This is a genomic window from Ruegeria sp. CDSA089, from assembly GCF_059612205.1.
The window spans coordinates 514,783-536,597 of record NZ_JBXWQD010000002.1 but is presented as its reverse complement, the minus strand read 5'-3'; the positions used below and the strand labels follow the sequence as shown (position 1 = coordinate 536,597).

Sequence of the window (21,815 nt, the reverse complement as noted above, 5' to 3'; positions counted from 1 at the left end):
GCTTAGTTGCCGTCCTTCAGCCCCATCAACGCAGCGGCGAAGGGGTTGTCGGGATCAATGGCTTTCTCTTTCTTGGGCGGGCGGGACGAGAAAGACTTCGCGCCCTGCGGCTTGCCACCTTTTTTGCCTTGCGGGCGGCGGTTGTCCTGCGGCTTGCCACGCGGCTTGCCCTTACCCTGCCCCAGTTCGCGGCGCGGACCGCGGCTTTGCTGGCGCTGGCGGCCCCATGTGAAGGTGTAGAACACCTCAACCTCGGGCTCATCAGTTGCGGGTTCTGCGACCGGAGCCTCGGCTGCCGCCTCGGTGCTTGTCGTGGCCTCGGCTGGCGCCTCGGCGGGTGCGGCGACCGCATCGGTGGGCGCTTCGGGGGCCGGGGTTTCCTCAGCGACAGGTTGCTCTGCCGCGTCTGCCGCAGGCTGTTCAGCCGGAGCAGCTTTGATCTTTTCACGCTCGCCCCGCTCGGCCTTGTAACCCAAGCCTTGCATCAGGTCGGCGAATTGTTCGAGCGTCATACCGGTGATCGAGAGCATGTCGGGCTTTGCTTCGAACCCACCACGACTATCCTCAGACCGCAGCATGTCGGCCAGACGTTCCAGCATATCGATACGGATCGAACGCTCACCGGCATCGCGGTAACCGCACATGGTGTCATACCCCTGCGGCGCGTCCTTGGCGACGGGCACCGTGACCAGGCCCGGAGGTGGCGCTTCGGGAAATTCCTGCAAACCACCCGCAAGCGCCCACAGAACCAGACGTAGGCGCGTCGGCGCAGGTTTCAGCAGCAGCGGCATGAAGATGGTGAACTGCCCAAACCGGATGCCGTGCTTGCGCAGCGCGCCGCGGGCGTCCTGATCCAGATCCTTGACCTCTTGCGCGACCTGCGCGCGAGGCAGAATGCCCAATGCCTCGACCATGCGGAAGGCGAAGCCCTTGGCCAGACCGCTCAGCTCCTCGTCCCTTGACAAGTTCAGCAGCGGCTCAAACAGCGCGGCCACCTTGCGGTCGATGAAGTGCTGCAGGCGGCGCTGCACTTTCTGTTCGACATCCGGGCCGGCGGCCTCGTCCACAAAAACCTCGACCATCGGCTTGAGCGGCTCTGCCCCGGCAACCAGCTTGCCGACGGCATATTCTCCCCACATAAGGCCACCTTGTTCGGTGAAATCAATTTCGGTATCGGGTGCGTTGTAAAAGCGATCGGCGCGCAGATGGAATTGCGGCGCGAGGGCCTGCAAGGACGCCGATTTCAAAGCTTTCGCCTCGGTCCCCTGCGCAGCCTTGTCCGGGCTAAACCGGAACCCTTCCAAACGACCGACGAATTCGCCTTCGACGGTCACTTCACCCTTGTCATTTACTTCGGCCAAAAGGGCCTCCTTCTGTTTGAGCCGCCGCAGCAAAACGGATGTGCGCCGGTCCACAAATCGTTGGGTCAGACGGTCATGTAATGCATCTGACAGCCTGTCTTCTACAGTGCGCGTTTCCTCACGCCAATGGGATTCGTCACGCACCCATCCGTTTCGTTGCGCAACATATGTCCAGGTGCGAATATATGCCAGCCGTTTGGAGAGCGCATCAATATCTCCGTCCGTCCGATCAATCCGGCGGATTTGCCGCGCCATGAAGTCATCAGGGATCGACTGGCGTTCGTGCAGATGCCCGTAGATCACCTCGAGCAGGCTGGCATGTTCCGAATGGCTGATGCCGCGAAAATCGGGGATTCGGCACACATCCCACAGCAGGCGCACGGATTGAGGATCGCTGGCGCGGGCCATGACTTCGGTCACTTGTGACAGCGATTTCAGCACGTTCAGATCGTCGGCGGGCCGTGCTTTGAGCAGGTTTTCGTTGTCGGGACTGACTTCTAGCGAGTCGATCAGCGCCTCGATGGATCCGAACCGCAAAGCGGCATTCCGCCAGTTCAGCTTTTTCATCGGCGTAAAGCGGCTGTCCATGATGGCCTGCGCCACGCCCTCGTCCAATGGCGGGGCTTCGCCTGTGACACCGAACGTGCCGTCCGACATGCCGCGCCCGGCCCGGCCAGCGATCTGTGCCAATTCGTTGGGGGCCAGGGGCCTCATCCTCCGACCGTCGAACTTGGTCAGCGAAGAAAACGCGACGTGATTCACATCCAGGTTCAGGCCCATCCCGATTGCGTCGGTGGCGACCAGATAATCCACCTCACCATTCTGATAGAGATCGACCTGCGCATTCCGGGTGCGCGGGCTTAGCGCACCCATGACCACGGCCGCCCCGCCCTTTTGACGACGCAGCAGTTCCGCGATGGCATAGACGTTATCAACCGAGAACCCGACGATGGCGCTGCGTGGAGGCATCCGGCTGATCTTTTTCGATCCGGCATAGACCAGTTGAGACATCCGTTCGCGCCGCACAAACTGTGCCTCGGGCACCAGCGCTGATATGGGACCACGCATGGTGTCCGAGCCTAGGAACAGCGTCTCGCTTGTACCGCGAGACCGCAACAGACGGTCGGTGAAAACATGGCCGCGCTCGGGGTCGGTACAGAGCTGGATTTCGTCGATGGCCACGAAATCGGCGCCCATGCCTTCGGGCATCGCCTCGACCGTACAGACCCAATACTGGGTGCGTGGCGGCACGATGCGCTCTTCGCCCGTGACAAGCGCCACGACCGACGGCCCGCGAATGGCGACGATCTTGTCATAAACCTCGCGCGCGAGCAGACGAAGCGGCAGGCCGATAACACCTGTCCGGTGGCCCAGCATCCGCTCGATCGCGTAATGCGTTTTGCCTGTGTTCGTCGGACCCAGTACGGCCACGATTCGGGATGACCCGCTCACTCTTGCCCCCTGCCTCTTAGAGGGCCGAGCCCTCGACCTGAGGCTTCAGTCGATTCACCGCATTGGTTACTTCTTCATGATGGGGATGTATAGCCAATGCGCGCTCATAGGCTTGCAGCGCCTTATCGGGCTGACCCACGATTTCAAAGATCAATCCCAATCCGTAGATCGCCTCGTAATTGTTGGGGTTCAGCGACAGGGCATATTCCAGATCCGCCGCCGCCATGCCAAAGCGTTCGATCCCGAAAAAGGCCGACGCCCGCACATGCCATCCTTCGGCGAAGTCCGGGGCGTGATCAGTCAACGCTGTTAGATGTTCGATGGCGGCCTTGGTATCGCCATCCTCCAGCGCCTCGCGTCCTCGTTCCAACAACAGGTCTGCCGAAGCCGACCCTGACAGGGACCAAAGCGACTTGAGTTGACGATCGATGCCAATCGCTTGATCAGGTGTTGATTGCGCCAATTGCTGCAATAGCTCGGCTTCATCTCGCGAGTCGGCCTGCTGTGCAAGACAAGGGATGGAAAACGTGACTAGGAGCGCGGTTGCCGCGACGATACCTTTGAGATTGATGCTTGCAATGCTCATAACAACGTTCAGTGTAGCGTAGCGCAGTGGGATGTCCATTCCCTGCGCTCAAATCAAAGTGAGGAGAACCATGAGCGACACTCTGGAAAAAGCCGCAGCGGCGCTGAACGAAAAACTGGCCGACAGCGGCTTTGGCGCATCCGCCAAGTTCGCCATCGAAGGCCTGGGTGCAATCGTATTGGACGGCAGCGGCGCGCGCGTCAGCGACGAAGAGGCCGACGTCACCATGAGCGCGGATGTCGACACGTTCGAACAAATCCTCAGTGGTGAGTTGAACCCGACTGGTGCTTTCATGTCCGGCAAGCTGACCGTCGATGGTGACATGGGTGTCGCCATGCAACTGGCATCGGCGCTAGCCTGATGAACGCGTCACCGGCCCCCTTGTTCGAAGACGTGGCCGGTGCCCCAGCCGGCGGACAGGCCCACTGGTTGAACACCACGGATAATGTCCGCATTCGGGTGGCCCATTGGCAACCTGAAACCAACAGCGGCGGCACGGTGTTCATGTTCCCTGGCCGCACGGAATATATAGAAAAATACGGCGATACCGCGAGCGAATTTGTCGGTCGTGGCCTTGCATTCCTTGCAATCGACTGGCGAGGTCAGGGGCTTGCGGATCGGTTGCTAGATGACCCACGAGTCGGTCATGTCAATACAATACCGGATTATCAGAAAGACGTTCAGGCCGCGCTGAACCTTGCTATTGAGCTGGACCTGCCAAAGCCATGGCACCTCATCGGGCATTCGATGGGCGGCGCCATAGGGCTGCGGGCCGTGATCGAAAGCGATCACTTCGCTACATGTGCCTTTACCGGGCCGATGTGGGGTATTTTCTTTACTCCGCTGATGAAACCGCTCAGCCGGTTGACCGCCTATTGGGGGCCTCGGTTGGGGCTGGGGGAAAAGACTCCGCCGACCACATCTCTGGAAAGCTATGTGCTGTCGCAACCGTTCGAAGGCAATGTACTGACCCGCGATCCGGCGATGTACAAGATGATGCAAGATCAACTGAACGCGCACCCCGAGCTAACGCTGGGCGCGCCCTCCACCATCTGGCTGCGCGAAGCACTGGACGAATGCGCGTGGCTGATGGACCAACCCGCGCCAAAGACCCCCTGCCTGACTTTCCTGGGAACCCATGAACAAATCGTGGACCGCAAGGCCATCCGCGTCCGCATGGCCAACTGGCCCAGCGGCACGCTGGTGGAAATCCCCGACGGCGAACACGAGGTTTTGATGGAAGCGCCCGAGGTCCGCGGCCCCGTTTTCGACCAGTTGGCGGCGCATTTCATGGCCGCTGAACGCGAACCTGCCCTGTCTGACTAACACCCTGCTTGTGATCCTTGTCCGGCGCGCCTAGATGTTGGCGAAAGCTGTTATTTCGAGGTAATCCATGCGCGACCTTCCCTTCCCCGTCCGTGACGCAAACGCAGTCGGCGGGTCCGACAATCTTGGCAACCTGCCGGAATGGGACCTGACGGATCTGTACAGCTCGGAAGAGGCGCCGGAACTGTCGCGCGATCTGGACTGGCTGGAAGGCGAATGTGCGTCCTTTGCCGCAGACTACGAGGGCAAACTGGCGGATCTGGATGCCGATGGACTGCTGCAATGCGTCCAGCGTAATGAAAAGATCAACGCCATTGCCGGGCGGATCATGTCCTTCGCCGGTCTACGCTATTACCAGCTGACCACCGATGCGGACCGCGCCAAATTCCTGTCTGATATGCAGGAAAAGATTACCATCTTCACCACGCCGCTGGTGTTCTTCACGCTCGAGCTCAACCGTATCGACGATGACGCGCTGAAAGCCCGATTCGACGCCAACGCGGATCTGGGCCGGTACGAACCCGTCTTCCGCCGCATCCGCGCGATGAAGCCCTATCAACTGTCGGATGAGCTGGAGAAATTCCTGCACGATCTGGGTGTTGTCGGCGATGCATGGGAACGTCTGTTTGACGAAACCATCGCCGGTCTGACCTTTGATATCGAAGGTGAAGAGCTGAACATCGAAGGCACCCTGAACCTGCTGACCGAGCAGGACCGGACCAAACGCGAGACCGCCGCCCGCGAATTGGCGCGGGTGTTTCAAGAGAACGTCAAAACCTTTGCCCGCGTTCACAACACACAAGCCAAAGAGAAAGAAATCGTAGACCGCTGGCGCAATATGCCAACCGCTCAGACCGGTCGCCACCTGTCGAACGACGTGGAACCGGAAGTGGTTGAGGCCTTGCGCGAAGCCGTTGTCGCCGCCTATCCCAAGCTGAGCCACCGCTACTATGAGCTCAAGCGCAAATGGCTGGGTCTGGACGTGATGCAGGTTTGGGACCGCAACGCGCCCTTGCCGATGGAAGACACACGCATCGTCGGCTGGGACGAGGCAGAAAAGACCGTGATGGATGCCTATAACGCTTTTGACCCGCGCATGGGCGAAATCGCCGCCCCGTTCTTCAGCAAGGGCTGGATTGATGCGGCCGTGAAGCCGGGCAAGGCGCCGGGTGCATTTGCCCACCCGACCGTGACCGACGTGCACCCCTACGTGATGCTCAACTATCTGGGCAAACCGCGCGACGTGATGACCCTGGCGCACGAGCTGGGTCATGGTGTCCACCAAGTACTGGCCGCCGGTCAGGGCGAGATGCTGTCCTCTACCCCACTGACACTGGCCGAAACGGCCTCGGTCTTTGGTGAGATGTTGACCTTCCGCAAGATGCTGGATCAGGCCGAAACCCCCGAACAGCGCAAAGTGCTATTGGCGGGCAAGGTCGAGGACATGATCAACACGGTCGTCCGCCAGATTGCGTTCTATGATTTCGAATGCAAACTCCACGCCGCCCGCCGCGAAGGTGAGTTGACGCCTGACGACATCAACGCCCTGTGGATGAGCGTTCAGGCCGAAAGCCTTGGCCCCGCGTTCGAATTCATGGAGGGGTATGAGACCTTCTGGGCCTATATCCCGCACTTCGTCCACTCGCCCTTCTACGTCTACGCCTACGCGTTTGGCGACGGCTTGGTGAACGCGCTGTACTCGGTCTACGAAAGCGGAGCCGAAGGGTTCGAGGACAAGTATTTCGAGATGCTGCGCGCCGGTGGTTCGATGCACCACAAGGAATTGCTGGCCCCGTTCGGGTTGGACGCCAGCGATCCCAAGTTCTGGGATAAGGGCCTGTCGATGATCTCGGGCTTCATAGACGAATTGGAAGCGATGGAAGGCTGATCATTTCTGGTTTTTGGTGGTCAGAAACACGGCCGCCACGATCAGTACACCCCCAAGGGCTGCAATCGGCGTGATTGCGGCCCCCAGAAACAGCGCCGAATTGACAAAGGTGAACACGACCGAGGCCGCAAACATCAAGGTTGCGGTCAAGGTCGAAACCCGCGCAGCAGCCTCGTACCACAAGTAATAGGCGCAGGCGGTCGGCAGCACGCCCAGCAAGATCAGGAACACCACGTCATTGGCGGACGGAACCTGCATCGAAAACGCGGCCAGCGGCAGCAGAAGTGCCCCGGAACACAAGAAGATGCCGAACAGGAAGTTCAGCCGCTCTCCGGTCGATTTCGAATTGCGCATAGCCCGACTGCTTGAGATCAGGAAGACCGCCCAGCTTAGCCCGGCTCCGATTTCAAGAATATCCCCAAACAAGGGCTCTCCGCCTCCCTGAAAATCCCGGAAAACGGTCAGAAAAACGCCCAGAATGGCCAAAGCTGTGGCCAGAACATCGGTTCGCGTAACCGGTGTATCCGCAAAGAAATAAAGGAAAACCAGCACGAAAAAGGGTGCCGTGTTCTCCAAAACCATCGCATTGGCCGCGCCGGTATGTTCAAGCCCGATGTGGAACAGGATATAGTTCACGACGGTCGACAATACGGCCAGACGGAAATTCCAGTCACCCAACCGGACCGAGACGGACACCCGCATCAGACGCAACATGCAATAAATCGCCAACGCCGCGATGAACAGGCGCGAGACCGCGATTTGCAACCCGCCCAGATCGCTGGTCAGATAGCGCACGATGACGCTATGCGTACCCCACAAGAACGCAGCCAGGAACCCCAGAACCAATCCATTCTGCAACAGGGGATTCTTTTGCGCAGGCTGGGACATCGGTTATTTCAACTGACTGTCCTTGGACCCGCGCCGATTGATCCCGGACCGCGCTTTGAACGCACCGTCCCTATCCTGCTGGCACTCCAGGCAGAGTTTCACCCCCGGCAAGGCAAGTCTGCGTTTCTCGGGGATCGGCTCCTCGCATTCTGCGCAATGGGTCAGGCTTTCGCCCTGGGGGCGCTTTTGCGCCTGCATCCGGGCTAGTTCGTCGGATATCGACGCCTCGATCTGTTCACTCACCGCGCCGTCGCGCGCCCAGCCGCCTGCCATTGTCGCCTCCTGTTCAGGTGACGACCAGACTAGGCTGCCGGACCCGCGCGTGGCAAGTCAGAGTGAGACCGCCACCTCAAACGCCTGGTCAATCATCGCCTGCGTCCCGCGCGAGAACTCCAACGGGCACGGATAGGTCGCCCCTTCCCGCACGGATCGACCGAAGGCTTCGACCTGCAATATGTACTGATCGTCACCGGGAAAGCGTGTGATCTGCACTTCCAGCCCCGGACGATGCAACTCGACCTGCGCCACGTCAAAAACCCGCGCATTGAACGGCGCGGTCAAACGGATTACACCGCCTTCGCCGTGAAACTCCATCGCCTGATGCGGGTGCATCCGGGTCGACACATAGGTCGAATAGGTAAATCCGGGGAAGCGCGCATTAGTCTCGGTGAACACGTCCACGTCGTTTTCCCATCGGATCGTCGAGCGGACCTCGACCGGCTCTTCCCCAGTGACAAACCGAGCGCTGCCGATCGTGTAAACGCCGATATCGCGCAACCCGCCGCCGCCAGTTTCGGGGCGGTTTCGGATGTTGCCTGTGTCGGCGCGATTGTCATAGGTGAACACACCGGTCACATGGATAAGTTTGCCAATGGCCCCATCCGCGATCAGCTTTTTGGCGAACTGCCACTGCGGGTGATGCGCGATCATATAGGCCTCGGCAGCCAACAGTCCTGTCTTATCCCGCTTGGCAATCAGCGCATCGAACTCGGACGCCTGCATCGTCATGGGTTTCTCGCACAACACGTGCTTACCGGCATCCAAGGCCTTTAGCGACCACTCTACATGGAGGTGATTGGGCAGCGGGACATAAACCGCATCGATCTGCGGATCGGCCAGCAGCGCATCATAGCTGTCATAAACGGTCAGATCGGGGCAAAAAGCCTGAAACGGTTCGGCCTTGGCCGGGCTTGACGTTGCCAATCCGGCCAGCCGCGCGCCTTCCGCCGCGTGAATAGCCGGAGCCATAAACCGACGCGCAAAATTCGCGGCGCCCAGAACGCCCCATTGAACCGGGTTTTGCATAAGTCCCTCCCAAATTTCAGCATGACCGTTATCGCTAACGGCCCAATCTCGGTTCTTTTAGCAACGTCTAGGCACGAAGTCAGGCATTTTTGGCCATTTCTGACGTCAACACATCACTTATCAGAGAGCGAGACCTTAAACGGTATTGGACGCAAAAAAGCCCGCCGTCTCAGGCGGGCTTTGGTTCGCAGCGGCCGGATTACATCTGGCCCAGCATCCCTTTCTCGCGCGCAAGGTCGCGCATTTTCTTTTGCAGCTTTTCGAAGGCCCGCACCTCGATCTGACGGATGCGCTCGCGGCTGACGTTATACTGTGTGCTCAACTCTTCCAGCGTCACAGGCTGATCCATCAGGCGGCGCTGAGTCAGAATGTCCTTTTCGCGGTCGTTCAGCACCTCCAACGCGGCGGCCAGCAATTCACGGCGTGCGTCCAACTCGTCGCGCGCCTCATAGTCGCCTGCCTGATCGGCATCTTCATCCTCAAGCCAGTCCTGCCACTGCATGGTACCTTCGCCTTCGGACCCGACGGTCGCGTTCAACGAGGCATCACCACCAGACATCCGGCGGTTCATGCTGATGACTTCCTCTTCGGTCACGCCAAGATCGTTGGCGATCTGCGCCACGTTTTCAGGGCGCAAATCACCCTCTTCCAACGCGCCGATACGCGCCTTGGCCTTGCGCAGGTTGAAAAACAGCTTTTTCTGCGCCGAGGTCGTTCCCAGCTTCACCAGCGACCAGGACCGCAGGATATATTCCTGGATCGAGGCACGAATCCACCACATCGCATAGGTCGCCAGACGGAACCCTTTTTCCGGGTCGAACCGTTTGACCGCCTGCATCAGGCCTACATTGGCCTCGGAAATCACCTCGGCCTGCGGCAGACCGTAGCCGCGATAACCCATCGCGATCTTAGCCGCCAGGCGCAGATGCGACGTAACCATTTTATGAGCCGATTCAGTGTCTTGCTCTTCGACCCAGCGCTTGGCCAGCATGTATTCCTCTTCCGGCTCCAGCAGCGGAAACTTGCGGATTTCCTGCATATAGCGGTTCAGGCCACCCTCGGGCGTCGGCGCGGGGAGATTTGCGTAATTTGCCATAATTCGTGTCCCTCCGACAAATGTTTAAGTTGTTAACATAGGATATGGGAGGTCGTCCCGATTCATTCAAGAGGCAGCGCTAACAGAGTGGTATTAACCAACGATAAAGAAAAGATAAGAACGCGTTACTCACGAGTGTGCGCATATTATGACAACGGCGCGCGCAGCTTATCAATCAGTTTCTCCATGTCTTCCGGCAAATTAGCCTCAAACCGCAAAATATCGCCAGTGACGGGGTGCTCGAACCCCAGAACCGCGGCGTGCAAAGCCTGTCGCGGGAAGGCGCGCACCGCTTCGGCGGTATCAGTACTGAACGCTTTGGCCGCGAGCTTGCGTTTGCCGCCATAGACGGGATCGCCCACCAAACCGTGTCCCGCATGGGCCATATGCACGCGAATCTGGTGCGTTCTGCCCGTTTCCAGCCAGCATTCGATCAAGGCCAATCCCGCCGGGTCGCCAAATGTCTCAACCACCCGCGCCCGCGTCACGGCATGACGCCCGCCATGGAAAAGAACCGCCTGTCTCTGTCGGTCGGTCTTGTGACGGGCCAATTGCGTGGTCAGGCGCATGATGTTGCCGGGCTCAAAACTGACACCCTTCACACCGCGCAAACGGGGAGCGTTGGCGTCGGGAACACCGTAGCACACCGCGCGATAATAGCGCTCGACCGTGTGGGCCTCGAATTGGGCGGCCAGGCTGTGATGCGCGGCATCTGATTTAGCGACGACCAGCAAGCCGCTGGTTTCCTTGTCAATTCGATGCACGATACCCGGGCGCTTTACGCCACCCACGCCCGACAGGTCATCTCCGCAATGATGCAGCAGAGCATTCACCAGCGTTCCATTGGGCGAGCCTGGTGCGGGATGCACTACCATGCCCGCGGGTTTGTTGATGACGATCAAATCGGCGTCCTCGAACACCACCTCCAGCGGGATATCCTCGGGGCCGATATGGCTGTCTTCGGCCTCGGCCACCGCAATCGTGACAGATGTGCCCTCGGCCACTTTTGCCTTGGGATCGCTGGCCACGGTTCCGTTGATCCACACGGCACCTTCTTCGATCAATCGGGCAAGACGCGTGCGAGACAGATTTTCCTCGGGTGGCACATCGCGCGAAAGCGCCTTATCAAGGCGTGGCGGCGGATCTGCCGCGATCTGAAATTCAATCTGGCGAGTGCCCATGACTGTCCCTTCCGAACCGCAAGAACCGCAGGAAACGCCTCAGCTTCGATTGCTGCGGCGGATGGTCATGCTGCTGACCGCGGTGATGATTGGCGGCGTTCTAGTGACATTCGCGCTGATTGTCATCCGGCTATCGGACAGAACCCCCACCCTGCCCGATCAGATCGAGCTGCCAAACGGCGCCAAGGCGCAGGCGGTCACCATCGGGAACAACTGGTACGCCGTGGTCACGGACGACAACCGCATCCTGATATTCGACAAGACAACCGGACGGCAACGGCAAGAGATCGTAGTGGAGTAGCCCTAGATCGCGGTCAGCGACTCAACGCTCAACCGCAGTAGGGTCGAGCCAACCGCTGCATCGGTTTGCTTCAACGTTGCGACATCCAGAACGGTATGGCCCAAGGTCAGAAACGTCGCCTCTTTCGTAGCGATAAGTTGCATGGCGCGCTTCGCTTCTGCGTCGATGCCTGGCGAGGCCAGAACCAACGATAGCAGCAACAGCCCCCGGTCCACATCATCGCCCGTATCAAACAACAGCACTTCATCGGCCATCGCAATCCTCTCGCGGCGGCCATAGATACTGAAATCTCCCGCGATCCGCCTGATCCGGTCCAGCGCGGCCTCCACCCCATCAATTTCCTGCGCCGCCTGCCGCAGTTTCGGTCCGCGCAAAGAGTTCGCCAAATACGCCCCTGGCGCCAGAACCGACACATCCCGATAGCAATACAGCGCCTTGCCAAAGACCGAGAGTTCATCCGAAGCCGCAAGCTCGGTCAACAGGCTACGCACCTCTTTCGCGCTGGTCAGAGTGTCAAAACGCCTCAATTGCTCGGTTGTCGCCCGGCTAGGGACGAAGGTCACGTCTTGGCGACGAAGTGCTCGAAACGGCGGCAGCTCAATCCCGAAAAACGCCCTGCAATCAGCATTGAAGCGGTCTAACTGCTCTGACGGGATCGTACTTGGCCTGCCGTCCAGCACCAATGTTCCGTACATAGTGATGAACCTGTCGGCATAGGGCACGCGTCTGTCGAACTCGGCCAGAGGGTCGGCGGCTTCCGGGCCGTCCATTAGCCTCTGCCACCCGGCCTGATCAAAATACTCCGGCTTTCCGTTGCACCAGAACCGCTGGCCGTCCTTTTGCAACAACGTCGTGTAGTGGCCCGGAGAGCCGACCATAAAGGCATCCACCAGCGAAATACCATGCAGGATTGTGGCCAGCGACGTTGTCAGCGTAGCCTCATCCGCGCAAACGGTGACACCCATAGGCCGGTGCTTTTTATGGCCCATCAGACGCGACATAGCATGCAAACCGTCGATTGTATTGTAGATGTAAAGCGGCAATTGATCTCGTTCGAGCACCGGAAAGATGTCCAGCGCGGGGGTCAACAACCCGTCCGAGCGGCGGCGGGTCACGTGCCGCCAAAGCTGTGCCTTGATGCGATCAACAGGTTCTGCCCCCAGCCGGTCCCTTTCATCCTGAAGGTTCAGCAGCCCCACACGATCTGCCGTGCCCATGGGGAAGTCATGGGTGAAATGGCGGTCGATGTACTCCAGCATCTCATGGGTGACCTGGCTGTTTGGCGCGAGGTCCCGCCCCGTCGGGTCCACTCGGGACAGGATCTGATCGCGGATATGCCACAGCCGGTCGCTCATCAGATTGGCCAGGATCAGTACGATCAGCAAATCGGGATCGGTCGCAGCATCCATCAAACCGGGATGTGCCGCACGCGAAAGCAGTTCAATCCAGGCTGAGGGTTTCGGGATATCGACCACGGGCTGCTCCTTACTGTTTGCGGCCCCGACCAGAGGGGCAAATGAATGCTACAATCGGAAGACCATGCCGCCCAGCGCCTTTGACTACTAACGCAATTGTTTGCGCTGCTGCCCAAAAGGGCTGCTATGGTTGCGCATCCGCAGCGATCCCGTATGCGCGCACCTCAGAAAGGCCCTCTCAATGCATTCCGAAAAGCCGATCTCAGCCGAATTTCCGTTCGACTCCAAATATATCGAGGTCAACGGTCAGAAAATTCACTATGTGGATGAAGGCAAAGGTGCACCAATTCTGTTTCTGCACGGCAACCCGACCTCCTCCTATCTGTGGCGCAATATCATCCCCTATGCAGCCAAGGGTCATCGCGCCATCGCGATGGATTTGATCGGTATGGGCAAATCGGACAAACCCGACATCCCCTATCGTTTTGTCGATCACGTCCCCTTTGTCGACGGGTTCATCAAGGCCTTGGGTCTGACGAATGTAATACTGGTCATCCACGACTGGGGTTCGGCCCTTGGGTTTCACTATGCAAGCCGACATCCCGAAAACATCCGCGGCATCGCGTTTATGGAAGGGATCATTCGCCCGATGACATGGGCCGCATTCCCCTCTGATTTCCGCGCCGGATTCAAGATGATGCGCACACCGGGACTGGGATGGGCGCTGATCTCGGGTCTGAACATGTTTGTCGAAAAAATCCTGCCCAGCGCCATTGTCCGCGACCTGACCCAGCAAGAGATGGACGCCTACCGCGCGCCCTACCCAACCGCGCGCAGCCGCCAACCAGTGCGGGTATGGCCCCGCGAGATACCGATTGATGGCTCTCCCTCGGACATGCACCAGATCGTCAGTGCCTATAGTCAATGGATGGGTGAGACCGAAATACCGATGTTGCTGTTTTATGCCAGCCCTGGTGGTACGATCCGGGAAGACGGCGTCGCGTGGTGCCGCGAGACCATCCAGAACTTGCAGACCGTCGATATCGGGCCGGGCATTCATTTCATACAGGAAGACAACCCGCACCTAATCGGTGACAAGCTGGCTGACTGGCTGGTAACTTTACCCTAAGGCTGCGCCTCTAGCGCCAACCGGAACACGATTTCGGATGCCTTCCTTAGCGCCTCATATTCCTGCGGCGTGTCTCGGCGAAATGCCTGTTCCTGCGCGCTCAACTCGACCTGCGAAAACAGGCTGTGCCGATCAGGGAAGAATTCCCGCTGAAAGGACAAGTCTTGGCCAGCCATGTAGTCATCCAACCACGCGCGCTCGTCCGGTTCCAGCACATCGTTGCGGCGCACCATGACTGGATAATCCAGTGTGGTCCGCCGCAACTGACGGCTTTTCCTGCGCCCCATTGCGCGGGTCACGATACCAAAGGCTTCGCTCGCGGCACGTGACTGGGACGGATTGGCAGGTTGCTGGCCCATCAGGTCATCCGCGACCGGAGTCCCGACCCGCGTCAAAAAATCGGCCACCACATGGCCATTCGTCATCTCAGCCCGATCATATAGCATCGGCACCACGGTGACACCGGGAAAAGCGGTGCGAATGTCGGCAACTTTGGCGGCGAAACTATACTGCGCCGGATTGGCCTCGATCTGCGCAAGCTGCGCCTTGATATAGCCCGAACCCGCATTCACCAAACGACCGTTCTTGGCGCGCTGCTTGTAGTCGGCCTCGAAGAAATCGGAATAGCGGCGGCAATAGAAGGTGATCCGTAGCTGCCGTGCTGGGATTTCCGCGAATACTTGTGCCAAACGCGCCAAATCGACCGAATAGAACATTTCGGAGGACACGAGGCAGGTCCGATCCGCATGATCGTCGAATTCGCTGGTCATGGCTGCGCGGAACGGGTCCATGGGCTCATTGGTCTGGTTGATGTGAAAGGCGATGATGTTGTGGCTCATCACCAGTCGGGTTTTACCCTCCAACCGCCTGCGCCCGGCCTCCATATAGTGCAGACCCGCATCCGCCAGAGCTGAAGAATTGTCGCGCAAAAACCCCTGCAAAGCGGTCGTGCCGGTTTTGGGCATGCCCAGATGTAGCCACAGCATCAGAGCGCCCTCGCCTTATTGCCCAAACCCTGCCTCACGGCTGGCTGACCTCGAACCCCGATGTCATCTGCTGCATCAATTCCCGCATTTCAGGCTGTTCGCGCAGCTGGGCAATGTGCTGGCGATGCAGGTCACAGGATTTATGATGCAAACGCGCCGTTTCGGGGTCGGATAGCATCTCGTAGTAAATCGTCCGTTTGCGATCCAGAATGACATCGATGGATGTGTTCGTCTCGGCGTTCTGGTTCATCATGTTCCAGTATTCCATGCCAAGGCTTTCACCCAAATGATGCGCCCGCCCGCGCATCTTTTTTACCAGATAGCTCTCGCAGGATTTCAGGGCGTAGTGGTTCAGTTGCACGAGGTCATACCCCACCGAATCCCGCGCCGAACGCCAGCTTTTGTCATAGTACCGGTCAGGCATCCGTTTACCTGAGCCGTTGTACCAATGACATTCCTCCATCGTCTCGACCGTCGGGCGCTTGGGCCGGTGCACGCCCAGCGCGTCCCAAAGCTCTCGCTGGAACATCGTCTTAAAGCCCCACGCTTGCGGAGGTCGAAAAATCCGCTCGGGCGCGGCCTGCCGGAACTGGTCCGACAGAAACCGATCCTCATACCGCTCGACCCCCGCATTGCCGAAAAGCCGCCATGTCATCGAGATGGTCCTGGCCTCGGGGATCGCCTGCGTCAGCGCGCGCAGCGTGTTGTCGCCGGTCTTGACGTTGATATGCTCATCCGCGTCAATCACAATGACCCAGTCTTGCGGGCGCGCGATGTCCATCCGCATGAAAGCATTATAGGCGCGTTTCTGCGGGCTGGTCCGGCGGCGCGAGTTGTTGTCTACATGGGTGACGATCCCACGCTCATCCAACCGTCCTAGCAGAGCATCTGTGCCGTCAGTACAATCGTTGGTCATCACCACGATCTGGTCCACGCCTATCGCCCGGTTATGCGCCACCCATTCCAGCACGAAGGGGCCTTCGTTTTTCATAGGGGTAATGCTGATATAGCGTGGATCCTGATCGGTCATGAAAGACTGCCCTGCTGCTTTCTTGTTGCCCGGAGCTTCGTCGCGGGATCGTTTAGATTTTGCGAACAAACTACGAATTTTTGGCAGGGGCACCAAGCGGAAAACTCACCCATCGCCGCCTGCCCGCTTTAGCTGGTTCGAGAATTTTTTGAAGGTCGGACACAGGTCACGCGCGCGTTTCAGGTATCTGCGGGCCTGCTGCCGATCTCCGCGCCGCAATAGGATCTGTCCTGCTTCTCCTTGGATTGCAGCGGTATTGTCGTCCAGGTCCGCCGCTTGAATGATCTGGCTTTGCCCCTGTTCCACTGCGTTGTTGCGTGTCAGAAACTGTCCCATAGCGAAGATCAGGAACGGGTTGTCAGGGTCGCAAGCGATCGCGTCCCCCATAGTCAACCTAGCCTGAGAAACTTCACCGTCAGCTTCGTACAAGTCGCACAACCTCTTATAAAACAGAGGATTATCCGGGCAGTCTTTACACACCTTTCGAGCTTGATCGACTGCCGCGGTTAAGCTGAGTTCGCCCAACCGCAATTGCAGCACCCCAGACAAACTCAGATGGCTTGGACTATTTTCAGGTACTTGTATCAAAGGGGACAGATTTGCCATGTTCGACAGACCATCTTGCAATATCCACAAACGGTCTCGGTCATGTGGCAGCCGTCGCGCTTTTTCGTCCACGGACAAAAAAGCCCAATCAAGCAACAGCAAATCAAAGTTGCAGGGCCTGCGCGAAATGACCTTCCTTTGCGCGATATGCGCATTGTAGTTGAACCAGGACCGCCTGATCGCTCTCTGCATAGCCCAATCCGCAGGGGGTAGTACGCGATACGCCATTTGGTCCCGAAACAACAGGCGTGAGCCAAAAATCGTTATGTCGGGCCGCAGGGGTTTGGCCCAGAAAGCCTGAGAGAATTCTCGGGCAGCGTTCCATCTTTTCTTCTGACCGCCCAAGGTCGCTGCGCGCAAAGCTCTTGCCACTGCGTAGTCTTCTGGCCAGGTGTTTGGATTTTCAAGAACGAGGTCCGCCATTCGCAGTGCATCGTCCCACTGTTGCAGATAGAATAAATTAATGGCCTGCAACAAGGGCAGGAACGCATTGTCCGCTTCTGTGTCCAATAAGGCGTGGGTTATGTCTGCCGCTTCCTGCGCACGGTCAGCCGAATGCAATGAATACAAATGAAACGTGGCCTTGGCATAAATATGCGCCGCTTCCGAGCCGTTGATAAATCCGCTTGGTCCATTTCGAAGACGCTCGACCACTTTTTCATGAGCCTCAGTCATTTCGCTCTCGGACAGAACCTCACGGAACATTTTGCTTTGTGACCCAGCGATCCGCGATGCTGCCATCGAGAATGCTGAAACTGCTGGCGCAATCACCTGATCGGCCCGCGACATCGCATAAAGCTCTAGGAAATCGCGCTTGGCGCGGGACAGGCTGGACAGGTCGGCGATATCGGACATCTGTAAAAGCTGCGGGAACTTGCTCTGGAACCGGGCGATCAGTTCCGGTTGGTCCGAGAAAATGATTGCCGTTTGGCCCTTGGTCTTTTCCAGATGCGCCTGGTACAACTCTTCGGGCTCAATCTTGGCGGGCCATGTGGTGTGCTTCCACGGCTCGCCATTCAGAATGTCGCCACGGCGTATGTGATAGGCTGACACCCCCTGCCCCGAAAGCCGTGCATCAGCCTGCTCCATGACGGCCCGGATATCCTCGGAAAATCCGATCCGGTGGATGAAATCCCGATACCGAGGGCGAATTGCTTCGATATCCTCCCATGGAAAAGCGAGGACCTCGAACCCTTCTTCGACCAAGACCGAGCGGCCTGCTGCCAGATGCGCCTGCAACCGATCAGGGGATTTGTCCCCCAGAAACGACCAGACTGGCAAAGCGTCCTGTGTCAAAGTCTCGAACGCGTCCGCATCCAGAAAATGCGTGTCCATCCAGCTTTGGGTGAACAACTCCGAAGGCGTGTCCAACTCGGGGGCGTCGGCGCCTTTGGGAAACCAGTTGACCTTATAGTCGGCGCCAAAATCCTCGGCCAAACGAATGCAGGTCAGCATCATCAGCAGACGCGCGCCCATGCGATCCTTGCGCTGACCGATAAAGACGCCCCGCGCGGCGGTCATGACGCGTCGCTTGCGGCGGCCATCGCGGAACGGCGCAGCCTACGAAACCGTTGGCGCGCCTGCCGGACCAATGCGTCATGGCGGTCGCCTGCCATGCTCTCGATGCCGCGCATATACAAGGGCAAACGGCGGCGCGCGCGCATCATCTTGTAAAACCCTTCCGGTTCCAACGTGCCGTCCATCGCGCCCAGCATGACCGGTTTCAGGATATCCAGTTTACGCAGCATCGGGGCAGCAAAATGGTTGGAAAACCAGGTCTTGAGCAACAACACATTGTCGCCTTGCAAACGCTCGACCTGTTTGCGGTCCAGATCGAAGAAAGGGTCATAAAATACATAGGCACGCCCAGCCGCACCCACCGTCTGCGCCGCATCGCTCAAGGGCAGATCCCAATCCTGTACCCGGCCGAACCGATAGCGGGTTTCCCATGGCACCAGACGCTCATCCAGCGTGGTTTGCGGATTAAACGCGATCACATGCGCGCCCGGAACAAGCTGTGAGAAAGTCAGCGCGCCGAACCCGCCCATCGAGGCCCCGGCAAACACGACCCGGTCAAAACCGTTAAAGAAGCCTGCGGCAGCCTTACCTTCGAAATAAGTCAGAATCTCGGGGTCGCGATACCAGGCTTTGGTGCGGGCAAAGACCCCCATATGCGACCACCCCTCATCGCGAAAGAACTTCCACCCCCAGGGTTCGCGCGCAAAGGACAGGTCGTTTGCGTTGGCAATATTGTCAAAGCTAACAACCAGTTGCGATGCAGACCGCCGATGAAACAGGATCGAGTGGCGGTCGAGTTTTTCCAGAAATCCGGTGCCATCACCGCCGGGGTAAAGCTCCACGAACCACGGCGGAGCGGGATCGGTCAAGATGCGCTCGTACCCGGTCTTGCGATCAGGATGTTCAGGTTGAAGCTGCTCTTTCGAAAGATCGTCTGCCATGGGCGTCACGTCAGATTGTCAGCCAGCCAAGACCGGAATTCCACCCAATCCGGCCGCATCTTGATCTCGGCGATCTTGGCGCGGTGCCAGTCGCAAGCCGTCGCGTGAAGCGCACCAAGTTCCGTATCTGCTTTCAATTCGTCCAGCAGAGGCGTGGCCCGCCGTGCGGCAGGCAGAATGGATTGGTCCTGCTCTTTGTTGACATTCATGTCCTGCCAGTAGGACTGACCCTGATCCATGCGGATATGGTTGGTCCGACCCCGGTCGCGTTTGATCAGGAATCCGTCCAGCGACCGCACTGAGTAATGGTGTAGCCGCCCGAATGAATGATCGAACCGACGCCACGCGCGCCAGCCCACCTTTTCAGCCGGAAACAGATTACCACTGGCATCCGACCAGGCGATATCGGCGGCCTCGTCGGGTTCGAACCCTTTGGGGCGATGCGGTCCGAACCGGCGAAACTTACCGTTATTCCTGAACAGTGTCTTCAACCCGTAAGCCCGGCCCGAGTGATAGGGGTATTCCTGATCCCCCATCGAAAACGCCTCGGTCACGGGTTTGTCTTCAAAGCTGAGATTGCCCGAACTTCCAAACAGCTTCCAGGCAAACGAGATCGCATCCACCGGCTGCCCTGCCCGTTCTTCTACCTCGGCAATCAACGAGGGAAAGCTGTTGTCGCCGCAGCGTATGTTCCAGAATTCGTCCACATCGAGACACATCAGCCAATCGGCCTCTTTCACCTTGGGTTGACGGCGCGCGCGTCGCAGCATCTGGTGTTGAGGATTGCCGCCTTCTTTCACTTCGTTGTTAACATGGGTGGCAAGGCCCAGGGCTTGCAAACGCTGCGCAATCTCGTCGGTGCCATCTTCGCAATCATTGGTGAAGATCACAAAGTGATCCACGCCCAACGACTTATGGAACGCGACCCATTCCAGCATATAGGGGCCTTCGTTCTTCATCGTTGTGAATACGGTAATGGTCTGAGACATTTGCACCTTCCGACTGCTCTTACTCACCGTCATACACGTCCGAACCCGGACGGGCGAGACGTGAATTGCGCGTATCGGAAATCCAAAGCCAAACGAGGCAAAACGACACGCACTCAGTGCGCATCTAGTATCAAAAATATGAAGATTTGGTGCGGTCGAGAAGACTCGAACTTCCACGGGTGTTACCCCACAGCGACCTCAACGCTGCGCGTCTACCAATTCCGCCACGACCGCACTGCCAGTGACTTGGTAGAGGCGCGTATAGACGCTGTGCGCGGGGATGTGAAGAGGCAAAAACAAGGGTGGTTTGAATTCCGTTCGGGGCTTCATATCTAAAGCGTCAAATCCAGCCTATCGCCCATGCAGGAGCCGCAAATGACCGAAACCGATACCCGCCCCGTCGTCCAGATCGACATCGTGTCGGACGTTGTGTGTCCATGGTGCATCGTGGGCTTTCGGCAACTGGATCAGGCGCTGCAGTCTCAGAACGTTCTGGCCCGCCTGCGCTGGCATCCGTTCGAGTTGAACCCCAACATGCCGCCCGAAGGACAGAACCTGCGCGAGCATATCATCGAGAAATACGGCTCGACCCCCGAGCAAAGCCAGCAATCGCGGGATCGTCTGGTACAGATCGGGGCGGAACTTGGGTTTCAGTTCAATTTCGAGGATGACAGCCGAATCGTGAACACATTCGCTGCGCATCAGTTGCTGGATTGGGCTGAAACGCAGGGGCGCCAGCATCCGCTGAAAATGGCCCTGTTCCACGCTTATTTCACCGAGCAACAGGATGTCTCGGACGTGAACGTTTTGCTGAACGCGGTCGAGGCCGCTGGTTTGGACGCTCAAGTCGCACGCGCAGCGCTGGCCTCCGGGGATCACATCGCGCCTGTGCGTGAGAAGCAGCAGTTCTGGACCAGTCGCGGAATCTCGGGCGTGCCGTCCATGGTGTTTGGTGGCAAGTACCTGCTGACCGGCGCACAAGGGGCCGAAACCTATGCACAGGTCCTGCAGCGCTGCCTGACCGAAGCCGCCTAGCCCCTTTTCCCCAGCCAAACACCATTGTAAGAGGCCCCATGGAATGGAAAATCACTGACGGGCTGACTGACTATCAAGACGCCGTGGTCTTTATGGAAGATCGCGTCGCCGCTATTGCTGCGGGCGAGGCCGAGGAATGCGTGTGGCTGCTGGAGCATCCGCCGCTTTACACCGCAGGCACTTCTGCCCGCATCGAGGATCTGGTCGACCCGGATCGATTTCCTGTCCACCAGACCAAACGCGGCGGCGAATACACCTATCACGGCCCCGGTCAGCGCGTGGCTTATGTGATGCTGGATCTGAACAAGCGCGGCAAGGATGTTCGTCGCTTTGTTAAGCAACTGGAAAACTGGGTGATTGCGGCACTGGCAGAGTTCAACGTGCGCGGTGAAATCCGCGACGGGCGCGTCGGTGTCTGGGTGCAGCGCGACGACAAACCCCTGACAGCCACAGGTCATCCAGCCGAAGACAAGGTTGCCGCGATCGGGTTACGCCTGCGCAAGTGGGTCAGCTTTCACGGTATCTCAATCAATGTTGAACCTGATCTGGAGCATTTTTCAGGCATCGTGCCCTGCGGTATCTTAGACCATGGCGTGACATCCCTGGTCGATCTTGGCCTGCCTGTGACAATGGCCGATGTGGACACTGCGCTGCAAAAGACCTTTACGGAAATCTTCGCGACCGAACGGGTTTGAGGCGTCAGTATCGAATCGACAGAATTCGCCGCAGGCCTCAACAATCCAAGCACCTCAACCCGTTCTGTTTCCGGGCAAAGCGTTTTT

20 protein-coding genes and 1 tRNA gene are annotated in these 21,815 nt (G+C 58.5%); 7 read left to right on the top strand and 14 right to left on the bottom strand.

Annotated elements, in window-relative coordinates:
• Window positions 1-2: 2 nt before the first annotated feature.
• Window positions 3-2,813, bottom strand: a complete 2,811-nt coding sequence (locus AC2FJ6_RS08320; RefSeq protein ID WP_496668795.1) for a helicase-related protein — start codon at window positions 2,811-2,813, stop codon at window positions 3-5.
• 16 nt (window positions 2,814-2,829) lie between these two features.
• Entirely contained in the window at window positions 2,830-3,399 is a 570-nt protein-coding gene (locus tag AC2FJ6_RS08315; protein ID WP_480503006.1) for a tetratricopeptide repeat protein, read from the bottom strand.
• 70 nt (window positions 3,400-3,469) lie between these two features.
• Here AC2FJ6_RS08315 and AC2FJ6_RS08310 point away from each other — a divergent pair, with 70 nt between their 5' ends.
• The 3 genes from AC2FJ6_RS08310 to AC2FJ6_RS08300 all read left to right on the top strand — a co-directional run bounded on the left by AC2FJ6_RS08310 (window position 3,470) and on the right by AC2FJ6_RS08300 (window position 6,613).
• Window positions 3,470-3,760 carry an SCP2 sterol-binding domain-containing protein gene (locus tag AC2FJ6_RS08310; protein WP_170769445.1) on the top strand — a complete coding sequence of 97 codons (291 nt, stop codon included), beginning with the start codon at window positions 3,470-3,472 and terminating at the stop codon, window positions 3,758-3,760.
• Window positions 3,760-4,725, top strand: coding sequence for an alpha/beta fold hydrolase (locus tag AC2FJ6_RS08305; protein WP_496668793.1), 966 nt, complete (start codon window positions 3,760-3,762; stop codon window positions 4,723-4,725). The genes AC2FJ6_RS08310 and AC2FJ6_RS08305 overlap by 1 nt, the downstream gene beginning before the upstream one ends.
• Before the next feature lie 67 nt (window positions 4,726-4,792).
• Window positions 4,793-6,613 carry a M3 family oligoendopeptidase gene (locus AC2FJ6_RS08300; protein WP_170769443.1) on the top strand — a complete coding sequence of 607 codons (1,821 nt, stop codon included), beginning with the start codon at window positions 4,793-4,795 and terminating at the stop codon, window positions 6,611-6,613.
• On the opposite strand, the gene AC2FJ6_RS08295 is transcribed toward AC2FJ6_RS08300, so the two are convergent.
• The 5 genes from AC2FJ6_RS08295 to AC2FJ6_RS08275 form a co-directional block, all read right to left on the bottom strand.
• Complete coding sequence (locus AC2FJ6_RS08295; RefSeq protein ID WP_170769442.1) at window positions 6,614-7,501, bottom strand: DMT family transporter; 888 nt, start codon at window positions 7,499-7,501, stop codon at window positions 6,614-6,616.
• 3 nt (window positions 7,502-7,504) lie between these two features.
• Window positions 7,505-7,774, bottom strand: a complete 270-nt coding sequence (locus tag AC2FJ6_RS08290; protein WP_170769441.1) for a DksA/TraR family C4-type zinc finger protein — start codon at window positions 7,772-7,774, stop codon at window positions 7,505-7,507.
• A 57-nt stretch (window positions 7,775-7,831) separates the two neighbouring features.
• On the bottom strand, window positions 7,832-8,806 hold the full coding sequence (locus AC2FJ6_RS08285) for a Gfo/Idh/MocA family protein (protein ID WP_170769440.1): 975 nt from the start codon (window positions 8,804-8,806) through the stop codon (window positions 7,832-7,834).
• A gap of 199 nt (window positions 8,807-9,005) precedes the next feature.
• Window positions 9,006-9,902: an RNA polymerase sigma factor RpoH gene (gene rpoH, locus AC2FJ6_RS08280; protein WP_170750687.1), complete on the bottom strand. Its 897-nt coding sequence runs from the start codon at window positions 9,900-9,902 to the stop codon at window positions 9,006-9,008.
• Between the two features lie 146 nt (window positions 9,903-10,048).
• Window positions 10,049-11,083, bottom strand: a complete 1,035-nt coding sequence (locus AC2FJ6_RS08275) for an RluA family pseudouridine synthase (protein WP_170769439.1) — start codon at window positions 11,081-11,083, stop codon at window positions 10,049-10,051.
• Between AC2FJ6_RS08275 and AC2FJ6_RS08270 the strand changes: the two genes are divergently transcribed.
• A complete protein-coding gene (locus AC2FJ6_RS08270) occupies window positions 11,082-11,384 on the top strand; it encodes a DUF6476 family protein (protein WP_170769438.1) in 303 nt (100 codons plus the stop codon). The two genes, AC2FJ6_RS08275 and AC2FJ6_RS08270, sit on opposite strands and share 2 nt — an antisense overlap.
• Before the next feature lie 2 nt (window positions 11,385-11,386).
• Here AC2FJ6_RS08270 and AC2FJ6_RS08265 read toward each other — a convergent pair whose 3' ends face one another.
• Window positions 11,387-12,859, bottom strand: coding sequence for a hypothetical protein (locus AC2FJ6_RS08265; protein WP_496668791.1), 1,473 nt, complete (start codon window positions 12,857-12,859; stop codon window positions 11,387-11,389).
• A gap of 181 nt (window positions 12,860-13,040) precedes the next feature.
• Between AC2FJ6_RS08265 and AC2FJ6_RS08260 the strand changes: the two genes are divergently transcribed.
• On the top strand, window positions 13,041-13,928 hold the full coding sequence (locus tag AC2FJ6_RS08260) for a haloalkane dehalogenase (protein ID WP_170769435.1): 888 nt from the start codon (window positions 13,041-13,043) through the stop codon (window positions 13,926-13,928).
• On the opposite strand, the gene AC2FJ6_RS08255 is transcribed toward AC2FJ6_RS08260, so the two are convergent.
• The 6 genes from AC2FJ6_RS08255 to AC2FJ6_RS08230 all read right to left on the bottom strand — a co-directional run bounded on the left by AC2FJ6_RS08255 (window position 13,925) and on the right by AC2FJ6_RS08230 (window position 20,232).
• Entirely contained in the window at window positions 13,925-14,914 is a 990-nt protein-coding gene (locus AC2FJ6_RS08255) for a hypothetical protein (protein WP_170769434.1), read from the bottom strand. The two genes, AC2FJ6_RS08260 and AC2FJ6_RS08255, sit on opposite strands and share 4 nt — an antisense overlap.
• A gap of 34 nt (window positions 14,915-14,948) precedes the next feature.
• Window positions 14,949-15,944, bottom strand: coding sequence for a glycosyltransferase family 2 protein (locus AC2FJ6_RS08250; RefSeq protein WP_170769433.1), 996 nt, complete (start codon window positions 15,942-15,944; stop codon window positions 14,949-14,951).
• Between the two features lie 105 nt (window positions 15,945-16,049).
• Window positions 16,050-18,071: a hypothetical protein gene (locus tag AC2FJ6_RS08245; protein ID WP_496668789.1), complete on the bottom strand. Its 2,022-nt coding sequence runs from the start codon at window positions 18,069-18,071 to the stop codon at window positions 16,050-16,052.
• Window positions 18,068-19,009, bottom strand: a complete 942-nt coding sequence (locus AC2FJ6_RS08240) for a hypothetical protein (RefSeq protein ID WP_170769431.1) — start codon at window positions 19,007-19,009, stop codon at window positions 18,068-18,070. Before AC2FJ6_RS08240 ends, AC2FJ6_RS08245 begins: the two co-directional genes overlap by 4 nt.
• A 5-nt stretch (window positions 19,010-19,014) precedes the next feature.
• Window positions 19,015-19,998, bottom strand: coding sequence for a glycosyltransferase family 2 protein (locus tag AC2FJ6_RS08235; protein ID WP_170769430.1), 984 nt, complete (start codon window positions 19,996-19,998; stop codon window positions 19,015-19,017).
• 147 nt (window positions 19,999-20,145) lie between these two features.
• Window positions 20,146-20,232: transfer RNA gene (locus tag AC2FJ6_RS08230), tRNA-Leu, on the bottom strand.
• Window positions 20,233-20,373: 141 nt separating this feature from the next.
• Between AC2FJ6_RS08230 and AC2FJ6_RS08225 the strand changes: the two genes are divergently transcribed.
• Window positions 20,374-21,033, top strand: coding sequence for a DsbA family oxidoreductase (locus tag AC2FJ6_RS08225; RefSeq protein ID WP_496668787.1), 660 nt, complete (start codon window positions 20,374-20,376; stop codon window positions 21,031-21,033).
• Window positions 21,034-21,071: 38 nt separating this feature from the next.
• Entirely contained in the window at window positions 21,072-21,728 is a 657-nt protein-coding gene (lipB, locus tag AC2FJ6_RS08220) for a lipoyl(octanoyl) transferase LipB (protein WP_170769428.1), read from the top strand.
• Window positions 21,729-21,815 lie beyond the last annotated feature (87 nt).